Origin of the sequence: Peptoniphilus grossensis ph5 (assembly GCF_000311825.1) — a bacterium.
Classification (GTDB): domain Bacteria; phylum Bacillota; class Clostridia; order Tissierellales; family Peptoniphilaceae; genus Peptoniphilus_A; species Peptoniphilus_A hominis.
Map to the genome: position 1 here is coordinate 456,075 of NZ_HE978566.1, position 12,781 is coordinate 468,855.

General features: G+C 31.7%; 11 protein-coding genes. All 11 read left to right on the forward strand.

Annotated elements, in window-relative coordinates; genetic code table 11:
- Positions 1-219 precede the first annotated feature (219 nt).
- Positions 220-1,014: a 30S ribosomal protein S2 gene (gene rpsB / locus HGPG_RS02115; RefSeq protein ID WP_019124402.1), complete on the forward strand. Its 795-nt coding sequence runs from the start codon at positions 220-222 to the stop codon at positions 1,012-1,014.
- Between the two features lie 71 nt (positions 1,015-1,085).
- Complete coding sequence (gene tsf / locus HGPG_RS02120; RefSeq protein ID WP_019124403.1) at positions 1,086-1,730, forward strand: translation elongation factor Ts; 645 nt, start codon at positions 1,086-1,088, stop codon at positions 1,728-1,730.
- Between the two features lie 16 nt (positions 1,731-1,746).
- A complete protein-coding gene (pyrH, locus tag HGPG_RS02125; protein ID WP_019124404.1) occupies positions 1,747-2,451 on the forward strand; it encodes a UMP kinase in 705 nt (234 codons plus the stop codon).
- A 9-nt stretch (positions 2,452-2,460) separates the two neighbouring features.
- Complete coding sequence (frr, locus tag HGPG_RS02130; protein ID WP_019124405.1) at positions 2,461-3,018, forward strand: ribosome recycling factor; 558 nt, start codon at positions 2,461-2,463, stop codon at positions 3,016-3,018.
- A 45-nt stretch (positions 3,019-3,063) separates the two neighbouring features.
- Complete coding sequence (locus HGPG_RS02135) at positions 3,064-3,789, forward strand: undecaprenyl pyrophosphate synthase (RefSeq protein ID WP_019124406.1); 726 nt, start codon at positions 3,064-3,066, stop codon at positions 3,787-3,789.
- Between the two features lie 2 nt (positions 3,790-3,791).
- Positions 3,792-4,574 (forward strand): phosphatidate cytidylyltransferase, encoded by a 783-nt coding sequence (locus tag HGPG_RS02140; protein ID WP_019124407.1) that lies wholly within the window; start codon positions 3,792-3,794, stop codon positions 4,572-4,574.
- Between the two features lie 9 nt (positions 4,575-4,583).
- The gene (gene rseP, locus HGPG_RS02145; RefSeq protein WP_019124408.1) at positions 4,584-5,594 is read left to right on the forward strand and encodes an RIP metalloprotease RseP; all 1,011 of its coding nucleotides are present in this window, start codon (positions 4,584-4,586) and stop codon (positions 5,592-5,594) included.
- The gene (gene ispG, locus HGPG_RS02150; protein WP_019124409.1) at positions 5,591-6,646 is read left to right on the forward strand and encodes a flavodoxin-dependent (E)-4-hydroxy-3-methylbut-2-enyl-diphosphate synthase; all 1,056 of its coding nucleotides are present in this window, start codon (positions 5,591-5,593) and stop codon (positions 6,644-6,646) included. The genes rseP and ispG overlap by 4 nt, the downstream gene beginning before the upstream one ends.
- A 4-nt stretch (positions 6,647-6,650) precedes the next feature.
- Positions 6,651-10,892 carry a PolC-type DNA polymerase III gene (locus HGPG_RS02155; protein ID WP_019124410.1) on the forward strand — a complete coding sequence of 1,414 codons (4,242 nt, stop codon included), beginning with the start codon at positions 6,651-6,653 and terminating at the stop codon, positions 10,890-10,892.
- Positions 10,893-11,022: 130 nt separating this feature from the next.
- Entirely contained in the window at positions 11,023-11,484 is a 462-nt protein-coding gene (locus tag HGPG_RS02160; protein ID WP_019124411.1) for a ribosome maturation factor RimP, read from the forward strand.
- An 11-nt stretch (positions 11,485-11,495) separates the two neighbouring features.
- Positions 11,496-12,776, forward strand: coding sequence for a transcription termination factor NusA (gene nusA / locus HGPG_RS02165; protein ID WP_019124412.1), 1,281 nt, complete (start codon positions 11,496-11,498; stop codon positions 12,774-12,776).
- Positions 12,777-12,781: the final 5 nt, after the last annotated feature.

Sequence of the window (12,781 nt, forward strand, 5' to 3'; positions counted from 1 at the left end):
GCCAAAATTTTCTGCAATAATTTTTCATTCAAAACAATTATCTAGATAGGTCTAAATAAAAATGAATACAATACAAACAAATTATTGATAATTTTAACTGGCTATGTTATACTTTTATGCGGTAAGTAATACACACATTTTTTGATATTAAAGGAGTTGCCAATTTGGTCCCTTTGATAGATGATAAAAATGGAGGAAAAAAACACGGAGGTGGCTTAAATGTCAGTAATTTCAATGAAAAACTTATTAGAAGCTGGTGTTCACTTTGGACACCAAACTAGAAGATGGAACCCTAAGATGAAGAGATTTATATTTACCGAAAGAAACGGTATTTATATAATTGATCTTCAAAAAACTGTAAAAAAAGTAGAAGAAGCTTATGACTTTGTAAGAGAGATTGCAGCAAACAATGGTGAAATTCTATTTGTTGGTACAAAAAAGCAAGCTCAAGATGCAATAGAAAAAGAAGCTACAAAATGTGGAATGCCATACATTAACCAAAGATGGTTAGGTGGTCTTTTAACTAACTACAAAACTATTAACAAGAGAATCGAAAGACTTTACAAGTTATTCGAAATGGAAGAAAATGGTACTTTTGATGTTCTTCCTAAAAAAGAAGTTGCTCAATTATTACATGAAAGAGAAAAACTTGAAAAATTCCTTGGTGGAATTAAAGAAATGAAGGGAATGCCTCAAGCTTTATTTGTTGTTGACCCTAAAAAAGAAAGAATTGCAGTTAAAGAAGCTCACATTCTAGGAATTCCAGTTATCGGTATCGTTGATACAAATTGTGATCCTGAAGAAGTTGATATTCCAATTCCAGGAAACGATGATGCAATTAGAGCGGTAAAACTTATTACTGAAACTATTGCAAATGCAGTTATCGAAGGAAAACAAGGTAGTCAAATTGAAGATAGCGACAACGATTATGATGAATCCGCTCAAGAAGTTTCTGTAGAAATTGAAGAAGTTGAAGAAACTGTTGAGGAAGAAAAGTCAACTATAGAAGAGTAAAGATATTTCGAGAGTTCTAAAGTAATCCTTTAAAACTCTCTTTTTTTAAAATAAATAAGGAGTGAATTAAAATGGCTATTACAGCAGCATTAGTTAAAGAATTGAGAGAAAAATCTGGAGCAGGCATGATGGACTGCAAGAAGGCTTTAACAGAAACAAATGGTGATATGGACAAGGCAATAGACTTTCTAAGAGAAAAGGGTCTTGCATCTGTAGCTAAGAAGTCTTCAAGAATTGCATCTGAAGGTCTTGTTGATTCTTACATCCACGGTGGAAGAATTGGAGTTCTTGTTGAAGTTAACTCTGAAACAGATTTCGTTGCTAAAAATGAAGAGTTTAAATCTTTTGTAAGAGATATTGCAATGCAAGTTGCAGCAGTTGCTCCAAAATACGTAAGCCGTGAAGAAGTTCCAGCTGAAGAAGTAGAACATGAAAGAAAAGTTCTTACTGAACAAGCTAGGGGAGAAAATAAACCTGAACACATTATTGAAAAAATGGTTGAAGGCAGACTTGAAAAATTCTATGAAGAAATTTGTCTACTAGACCAAGATTTCATTAAGGATCCAGACAAAAAAATTCAAGATATTTTAAATGATTTAATTGCAAAAATTGGTGAAAACATTAAAATCAGAAGATTTGTTAGATTTGAAGTTGGCGAAGGTCTTGAAAAGAGAGAAGAAGACTTTGCTGAAGAAGTAGCAAAACAAATAGGTTAACAAATTGGAGGAGTAAATGCCAAAATATAAGAGAATTGTTTTAAAACTCAGCGGAGAAGCCTTGGCTGGCTCCAATTCCGTTGGCATTGACATTAATTATGTCAATTTAATTGCAAAGCAAGTAAAGAAAATTTATGACTTAGGTGTTGAGATTGGTATTGTTGTAGGTGGCGGAAACTTTTGGAGAGGACGCGACGAAAATAATATTGATCGTGCTACATCTGATTATATGGGTATGTTAGGTACTGTAATGAACGCTTTAGCATTGCAGGACTCTTTTGAAAAATTAGGCGTTATTACTCGTGTGCAAACTGCTATCGATATGAGGCAAGTTGCTGAACCTTATATTAGAAGGCGTGCTATTAGACATTTAGAAAAAGGTCGCGTTGTAATATTTTCAGCTGGAGTTGGAAATCCATACTTTTCAACTGACACTGCTGCTGCACTTAGGGCTGCAGAAATTGATGCTGATGTTATATTACTAGCTAAAAAGGGAACAGATGGAATTTATGATTCTGACCCTAATATTAATGAAAATGCAAAAAAATATGACAATTTAAGTTATAGAGAAATCTTAAATAAAAACTTAAAGATTATGGATGGCACAGCAACTACTCTTTGCATGGACAACAGTATTCCTTTAAGAGTATTTGGAATAGATGAAGAAGATGCAATGTTTAAAGTTGTGTGTGGCGAAGATATTGGTACAAGCGTTAAATAGGAGGATATTATGATATCTGATCTAAAAAAGAATACTGAGTCTAGAATGAATAAAACTGTAGACTCACTTACTGAATCACTTCAGTCTATAAGAGCAGGTCGTGCTAATACTACTTTACTTGACAAAATTCATGTTGATTATTATGGACAAAAAACTCCAATTAATCAAGTTGCTAGTCTTTCTGCTCCAGAGCCAAGACTTCTTACAATTCAACCTTGGGATGCAAATTTAATCCCAGATATTGAAAAGGCAATATTAAAATCTGATTTAGGAATAACTCCTTCCAATGATGGAAAAATTATTAGATTAGCTATTCCTCAACTTACAGAAGAAAGAAGAAGAGATCTTACTAAGCTAGTTGGAAAGTATGCTGAAGAGGCAAAAATTTCTATTAGAAATGTGAGAAGAGATGCTATGGAAGATATTAAAAAAGCTGAAAAAGCTAAAGAAATTTCTGAAGATGATAAAGCTTCCTATGAAGAAGACATTCAAAAATTGACAGATAAATACATTAAAGAAGTTGACAAAGTAGCAGAAAATAAAGAAAAAGAACTTATGGAAATTTAATTTTTAGCCTTAGATTATTCTAAGGCTCTTTTTTTAAGGAGTTTTATGAATTATTACGAAGAATTAGACTTAAATAATATTCCAAAACACGTTGGAATAATAATGGACGGAAATGGAAGATGGGCAAAAAATAGGAATATGCCGAGAACTTTTGGTCATAAAGAAGGTACTAAAAGAGTTATTGAAATTGTTGAAGCAGCTTATAAAATAAATATTAAATCCTTAACCCTCTATGCTTTTTCAACAGAAAATTGGAAGAGACCAGAAGAGGAAATTTCAAAGCTAATGGATTTATTAGCCTTTTACATAAAAAGCCAGTTGGAAAAAATTAAGAAAAATAATGTAAGGATTAAAGTCCTAGGTGACTACAAAGCCTTTCCAGAACCAATTGTCAAACTAATTGAAGATGCGTTGCAGGAAACAAAATCAAATGATAAAATGATATTAAATATTGGGCTAAATTATGGCGGTCAAAGTGAAATAGTTAGAGCTAGTAAAAATATTTGTAAAGACGTAATTGATGGGAAAATTTCCCTTGATGACATTGACACAGAAAGCTTTAAAAAGTATTTATATACCGCAGGACAAGATGACCTAGATCTTTTAATTAGACCAAGTGGAGAGCTTAGAGTTTCTAATTTTTTACTTTACCAATTAGCCTATAGTGAATTTTATTTTTCAAATATTTTGTGGCCAGATTTTCACGAAAATGATTTTTACAAGGCTATATATGATTTTCAAAAACGAAATAGAAGGTATGGAGGACTTTAATTTTGACAGATCTACAAAAGAGAGTTACCACTGGTGCAGTTGGTATTTTATTAATAATTCTAATTTTTTATTTGGGGCTAAAGGCAATTAAAATTTCTTTTTTTATTATTAGTCTTGAAGCTGTAAGAGAAATGTACAATGCTCTTTACAAAAAAGGCATAAAATTATTTTTACCAATCTTGTTTTTTGGAGCTCTTATAACTTTTTTATGCTCTTTTTTTGATAAAAACTTAATTTTCTCTCTTGTCTTATTTTTTGTTGTAAACTCATGCCTTTTTGTTCATTTAGATGATTATGAATTGAGCAACTATGCTTATACAACATTTACTTATTTTTATGTAATATTTTTGCTTAATTTGCTTGGAAGTATTGACGATATTTACTTAATCATAGCTGGCTTTATTATTTCTTTTTCAACAGATACCTTTGCCTACTTCATGGGATCAACTTTTGGAAAGCACAAGTTAATTGAAAGGGTAAGCCCAAATAAATCTATTGAAGGTGCAATTGGGGGAACTTTTTTTGCCCTTGTCATTACAAGTATTTATTTTGTAATGCTCAATAAGAACAATGCAATTTATGATATTAATGCTCTTGTAGTATTTATTATATTTTTATCTTCTATTTCTGGTCAATTTGGCGATTTATTTGCGTCTAAGATAAAAAGATACACAGAGATAAAGGACTACGCACAAATTCTTCCTGGACATGGTGGTATTTTGGATAGGTTTGACAGTTTAATTTTTATCAGTCCCTTTATTTATATCTTGTACAATTTTATTTAAGGAGGACAGATGATCACTTTAATTAGTTCTCTAGTAGTTTTTCTATTAGTTGTAATGCTTCATGAATTTGGGCACTTCACAGTGGCAAAACTATCAGGAATAAAAGTTAATGAATTTTCCATAGGCATGGGACCAAAACTTATACAAAAACAAAAGGGTGAGACTTCTTACAGTCTTAGAGCACTACCCATTGGTGGTTATGTTGCAATGGAAGGGGAAGAGGAAAGCTCTCACGACCCCAGATCCTTTAACAATGCACCAATTTTAAAGAGAATGGCAGTTGTTCTTGCCGGTGCTTTTATGAATTTTATTTTAGCTTTTCTTGCCTTTACCATAATTTTTTCCATAGTTGGATATGGTTCAAATGAAATTGATATGGTAATTAAGGATTCTCCAGCAGAAATTGCTGGATTAAAAGCTGGAGATAAAATAATAGAAATAGATAAAATTAAAACTAAAGATATTTACGAGATTAATTCTTTAATTAGTGATAAAAAAGATGAAGAAATTAATCTAAAAATTAATAGGAATGGCGAAAACTTAGATATTAATTTAAAGCCAAGATATTCAGAAGAAAATAAAATGTATTTAATTGGAATTACATCTAAGCTTAAGAACTCTTTTTTTAAGTCCATAGAACTTGGTGCCAAGAGGACAGGTGAAATGTCCCTTATGATTTTAAAGAGCTTAAAAATGATTTTTGATGGTTCTTTTAAAATAGAATATCTATCTGGACCTGTTGGAGTTGTACAAATGATTGGCTCAGAATCATCTAAGGGTTTTTTTAATTTTTTACAGATTTTGGCTCTAATTTCTGTCAATCTCGGCGTATTTAATTTACTTCCAATTCCAGCTCTTGATGGAGGAAAATTTTTATTTTTGTTAATTGAAGCTCTAAGAGGCAAGCCTATAAATGAAAAATTTGAACAAGGTCTTTCACTAATTGGAATTAGTATTTTATTTAGCTTAATGATTTATGTAACTATATTTAATGATATTGGAAGGTTGTTTAGTAAATGATAAAGAGAAAAGAGACAAAGAAAATTTATGTTGGCAAGGTGCCAGTTGGAGGAGATTCTTTTATTTCAATCCAATCAATGACTAACACCAATACGAAAGATGTAAAATCCACTGTTTCGCAAATAAAAAAATTGGAAGAGGCTGGTTGCGACATTATTAGAGTGGCTGTAAATGATTTAGATGATGCAGTTGCACTTAGAGAGATAAAAAAGGAGATAAAAATTCCAATAATTTCTGACATTCAATTTGATTATAAACTGGCTCTAGCTGCTGCTGAAAACGAAAGTGATGCCATAAGATTAAATCCAGGAAACATTGGCGAATCATGGAAGATAAAAGAAGTAATAGAAGCTTGTAAGTTTTATAACATCCCCATAAGAGTTGGCGTGAATTCTGGTTCTATAAAAGAGGAGTTTTTAGATAAGTTTAAGGGGGTAAATGCATCTTCAATATGTCTTAGTGCCATGGAAGAAGTTGAAATTCTTGAAAAAAATAATTTTTATGATATTGCTGTCTCTCTTAAGGCTTCTAGTGTAAACTTGACTATAGAAAGTTATAGAAAATTTTCTGAGATGTCGAATTATCCACTTCATCTTGGTGTCACTGAAGCAGGTACACCAAAGAAGGGAATTGTTAAGTCAGCAATTGGAATCGGGACTCTTTTATCTGAAGGAATTGGCGACACAATAAGAGTTTCTCTAACATCTGATCCCTTAGATGAAGTTATAGCTGGTAAAGACATTTTAAAGGCACTAGATCTCAGAAGGGAAGGAATAGATTTAATTTCTTGTCCAACTTGTGCAAGGACCAAGGTAGACTTAATTGAAATTGTAAAAAATGTTGAAGACAGACTATATGCAATGGATAAGAATTTAAAAGTAGCAATAATGGGCTGCGCAGTAAATGGTCCAGGTGAAGCAAAGGAAGCAGACATTGGAATTGCCTGTGGAAATGGAAATGGACTTATTTTTAAAAAGGGCGAAATCGTAAAAAAAGTTCCTGAAGAAAAACTTTTAAGTGAACTTTTATCAGAAATAGAAAAAATCGGGTGAGAATTTGCTTTTATTAAAAGATATTTTTAAAAAATTAGAAATCACATCTTTAGAAGTTTCAGATGATATTTCCATAGATTCCATTAAGAGGAATAAGAATAGTGGCGAGGTATTTTTTGTAATAACTTCTAAAGAAGATTTAGATACAAATTTAAAGAAAAAAATTAAAGAGATTTTTTCAAAAAATTTAGAAGAATATAAAATTTATATTGAATTCAAGTCATCTTCTCTCTATAAAAGTGAAGATGATTTAATTTGTGCGGAAATTTTGAAGTACAATCCATCTTCAAAAATTTGGATTGAAGAAATTGAAATCAAAAAAGAAAAAAATAAAATTGAAATAAAACTTCCAAGTGAAGAAGCTTATTACACTCTAACAAAAAATGGATTTGGCCAATACTTGGAAGAGGAACTCAAAGTGTTTGGCTCCTATAAAATCGACTTTGACTTTGTAAAAGAAATAGTAGAAGATGACAATATTGAGTCCTTTATTTCACAGATTGACGAGGCAGAAGAAGTGATATCTGCAAAGCATGAATTGGAAATTAAAACGAAGGCAGAAAATAAAATAAAGGAAAACAAAGCAAAAAAAGTAAATTCTTATGGAAAAAAAGATATTGATAATACTCAAAGGCTTATTGATATAAATGTCAATTCTCAAAAAGTCACTGCGGAAGTTGATATCTTTAACATTGATTGTCGAGAAATAAAATCTGGGAATTTTTTAGTTTCCCTATCTGTAACAGACTATACTTCTTCAACACTTGCCAAAATATTTTTAAAACCAGAAAAGCTTGAAGAATTTATGGAAAGTTTCAAAAGAGGCGATCATGTTTTAATAACTGGAAACGTAAATTATGATAGTTTTTCAAAATGTGAGACTCTTATGATAAGATACATTGAAAAAAGAGACAAAGTAATTCGCATGGATTACTCCAAGGAAAAGAGAACGGAATTTAGGATTCACTCAAAGATGTCACAAATGTCTGGTGTAACTTCCTTTACTGATTTTGCAAAAAGGGCAAAACTATGGGGTCACGATGCACTAGCTATAGCTGATACAAATGATGTTCAGGGATTTCCAGAAGCAATGGAAGCAGGAGATGCTACTGGTCTTAAAATTTTATATGGCACAGATATAAACTTTGTTGACGACAAAGAAAAAATCGTCACAAATTATGATCCTAATAAAAATTATGAATCCTATGTCGTCTTCGATATAGAAACTACTGGACTATCTTCTAGAAATGATAAAATTACAGAAATTGGTGCAGTAAAAATTGTTGATGGAGAAATTGTAGATCGATTTTCGCAATTAATTAATCCTGAAAGAGAAATTCCACAAGTTGTAGTTGAACTAACTGGCATTAGCAATGCAAAAGTAGAAAATGAACCTACAATCGAAGAAGTCATTCCAAAATTTTATGAATTTGCAAAGGACTCTGTCTTAGTTGCCCATAATGCAAAATTTGATATTTCCTTTATAAGAAGGGAATATGCAAATAATAATTTAGAATTTAAGCACCCAATCTTAGACACCCTAGTCTTGGCAAGAGCTCTTATGACTGACATGAAGAGGTTTAACTTGGGAACTCTATGTAAAAATCTTGGGGTTTCACTTGTTGGAGCTCACAGAGCAGTAAATGATGCTGAAGCTACTGCTGCAATGTTTATAAAATTAATTGAAAGATTTAAAAAAGAAAAAGAATTTAATTTTGACAATTTAAACCAAGAAACTATAAACATAGATTCTAAACGTTTGTTTGAAAGTTCACTCTTATTAATAGCTAAGGATGAAGTTGGGCTAAAAAATTTATACAAACTGATATCTGCATCTCATATGCAATTTTATAATTTTACTGCAAAAGTTCCTCGAAGTCTATTGGATAAATATAGGGAAGGAATTTTAGTGGGCTCAGGCAATGCCAGTTCTCCTCTTTTCGATGCAGTTTACAGAATGTGCCCTGATGAAGAACTAATAGAAATTGCAAAATACTATGACTTCTTGGAGATTCAACCAGCAAGCGATAATATAATGGCAATTGAAGATGGAAAATTCACTATAGAAGACATTAGAGAAATAAATAAAAAAATCTTGTGGCTTGGAGAAAAATTAGAAATTCCAGTTATTGCTGATTCAGACACTTATTACCTTGAAGAGTCAGAGGATATTTTAAGGCGAATTGTTTTAAATGGAAAGCCAGGTAGACCTGACCCAAGAGCTAGCAGAGAGCAAAAATTTTATTTTAAAACTACAGAAGAAATGCTTGATGAATTTTCTTATCTTGGTCAAGAAAAAGCTTATGAAGTTGTAGTTACAAATACAAATAAATTAAAGAATGAGATAAAAGCTATAAAGCCAATTCCAGATGGCAAATATCCACCAGTAATAGAAGGTTCAGATGAAAGTCTAAGAGAAATGACTTATAAGAAGGCTCACGAAATTTATGGTGATAAGCTCCCGGAGATCGTTAAAGAGAGATTAGAGAAAGAATTAAAATCTATAATCTCTAACGGATACTCAGTTCTTTATATAATTGCTCAAAAACTTGTAAAAAAATCAAATGATGACGGATTTTTAGTTGGCTCCAGGGGTTCTGTCGGTTCATCTTTTGTTGCAACAATGTCTGGCATAACAGAAGTAAATCCTCTTCCACCACATTATATCTGTCCAAATTGTAAACACTCAGAGTTTACAAAAGATTTAACCTATGGTTCTGGTGTTGACATGCCCGATAAAGTTTGTCCTGAATGTGGAAGTCCAATGAGAAAAGATGGACACAACATTCCTTTCGAAGTTTTTTTAGGCTTTTATGGAGACAAGGAACCTGATATTGATTTAAACTTTGCAGGAGAATACCAACCACAAGCACATAAATATACAGAAGAATTATTTGGTGAAGGTTATGTATTTAGGGCAGGAACTATTGGAAAAATTGCTGAGAAAACTGCCTATGGCTATGTAAAAAAATATTTTGAAGGCAAAAATATTTCTCCTGTTGAAATAGATAGACTGGCAAAGGAAATCACTGATGGAAAAAGAACTAGTGGACAACATCCAGGCGGCGTTATGATTGTGCCTAAGAGCAAAAGTATTTTTGATTTTACCCCAATTCAGTATCCAGCAGATGATTCAACATCAGGAGTAATAACAACTCACTTTGACTACAACTTTATTCACGGAAAGATTTTAAAGCTAGATATACTTGGTCACGATGGTCCAACTATTATTAAAATGTTAGAAGACTTCACTGGACTTGATTCAAATAAAATTAGACTAGACGATGAAAAAACTCTATCAATATTTAATAGTGCAGAAATTTTTAACATGGATGAAGAAATTTTTTCTTGCGAAACAGGAACTCTTGGCATACCAGAATTTGGTACATCTTTTGTAATTTCTATGCTAAAGGAAACAAAGCCAAAGAATTTTGCTGACTTAGTAAGAATTTCTGGGCTATCACATGGCACTGATGTGTGGATTTCAAATGCCCAAGAGCTTGTTGACTCAGGAAGGGCAGAACTTAAAGATGTTATTGCAACAAGAGAAGACATTATGGTTTATCTAATAAATGCAGGTGCAGAAAATAAAATGGCCTTTGACACCATGGAAAAAGTTAGAAAGGGAAAGGGGCTTACTGAAGAACAAGAAAATATAATGAAGAATTTAGATTTACCTGAATGGTATATTGATTCTTGTAAAAAAATCAAGTATATGTTCCCTAAGGCACATGCTGTTGCTTATGTAATGCTCTCCTTTAGAATAGCTTACTATAAATTAAATTATCCACTAGCCTTTTATGCAACCTATTTCACTATTAAATTAAATGACTTTAATGGAGAAAATATTATTGAAGGCCCAAGCTTTTTAAAAAATAGAATAAAAATTTTAAGAGAAATTCAAAACCCAACTGCAAAGGACAAGGGAGAAATAAGAGTGTCTGAAGTTGCTCTTGAAATGTATGCAAGAGGCTTTGAATTTTTGCCAGCTGATCTATATAAATCAAAGGCATCTAAGTTTACTATAGAAGATAAAAAGATAAGAATGCCACTAAGGGCAATACCAGGCATTGGTGAGAACTGTGCTAATAGCATTGAGGAAGAGGCTGTGAAGTCAGAATTTTTATCTATAGAAGACTTTTCTAGGAGAACTAAGGCCGGAAACTCTGTAATTACAATTTTACAAAAAAATGGAATGTTAATTGATCTTGATGAGACAAATCAAATTTCTCTATTTAATTTTTAAAATTTATAAATTAACTAATTTTTGTTATAAGTTGTAATTCTACTAATTTATGTTATAATTTAATAAGAAAGATATTTTAGTGTAAAGAGTGGGTTAGCCCACTCTTTGTTTTTTAGTAGTGAGGTGTTAAGTGAATAAAAAAGAATTAAGAAAAGAGATTTACCCACTAGCTGAAGAGGTAGCAGAAGAACTTGGCTACGAAGTTGTAGACATAGAATTTCAAAATGGATCAAAGCACGATCTTCTTTCGATTTTTATTTATAAAAAAGAAGGAATTGATCTTGATGACTGCACAGAAATGAGTAGAAATTTAGAGAAAAAGTTAGACGATCTTGACATTTTAAAAAATCCTTATTATCTTGAGATTTCTTCGCCAGGACTTGATAGACCTTTAAAAACAAAAGATGACTATAGAAGAAATGTTGGCAAGGAAGTTGACCTTAAACTTTATGCACCAATTGACGGGAAAAAAGAATTTAGTTTTGTTTTAGACAAATATGATGATGAATTTGTTTATTGTAACATTGATGGCGAAGAATTAAAAATTCCAATTAAATCAATTTCATCTATGAAACAAACTATTAAATTTTAATGGAGGAATAAATGAACCAAGAGTTTATAGACGCTTTGAATGAAATCGAAAAAGAAAAAGGGATTTCAAAAGAAATTGTCTTCGAGGCTTTGGAATCAGCTTTAGTTTCCAGTTATAGAAAGAATTATGGTACATCTCAAAATGTTATTGTTAATATGAATAGAGAAACTGGAGAGATAAAACTTTTTGCATCTAAGGATGTTGTTGATGAAGTAGAAGATGATCAACTTCAAATATCCCTTGAAGAGGCAAAAAAAATTGACCCAAGCTATGAGGTTGGAGATGTTTATAATTTAGAAATACATCCGAAAAACTTTGGAAGAATTGCTGCTCAAACAGCTAAACAAGTTGTTATTCAAAGAATAAAAGACGCTGAAAGAGATATTGTTTTTGACGAATATGTTGAAAGAGAAAAGGAAATCATTACAGGAGTAGTTCAAAGAAAGGCCTACAATAATGTATATGTTGATTTAGGAACTACTGAAGCAATTTTGCCTTATAGCGAGCAAATAAGTAATGAAAGATACGAACATGGCGACAGATACAAGATGTTAATTTTATCTGTTGAAAAGTCTACAAAGGGTCCACAAATTGTCCTTTCAAGGTCACACCCTGATTTAATAAAGAGACTCTTTGAATTAGAAGTGCCTGAAGTAAGTGAAGGAATTGTTGAAATTTATTCTATTTCTAGAGAAGCTGGATCAAGGACAAAGATTGCTGTATTTTCAAGAGATCCTGAAGTGGATCCACTGGGTGCTTGTGTTGGATACAAGGGTCAAAGAGTAAATGCAATTGTAGATGAAATACACAATGAAAAAATTGACATTGTTATTTACGAAAAGGAAATGGACAAATTTATTGCAAACTCACTAAGTCCATCTAAGGTAGAAAAAGTTTTTGTAAATGAAGCTGAAAAATCTGCTTTGGCTATAGTGCCAGATTATCAATTGTCTCTTGCAATAGGTAAAGAGGGACAAAATGTTAGACTTGCAGCAAAGCTAACAGGATGGAAAATTGATATTAAGTCTAAGGAACAGTTTGAAGCTTATCTTGAAGATAGGGGAATTACTGAAGAAGAATTAGCTGAAGAATTTGAAAGTGCAAAGAAAGATTTGTCTGATGATCTTGAAGCTGAAGATGATATAACTTTAGAGAACTCTGATGAAGTTAAAAGAGAAGAAGTTTCTCAAGATAATGATTTAGATATTGATGCGAAGGATGATTTAGAAGTAGAATCTTCAAGAGATAATAGTGAAGAATCTGAAGAAGCTGAAGAAGAAAAGGAAGATTAAAAAAT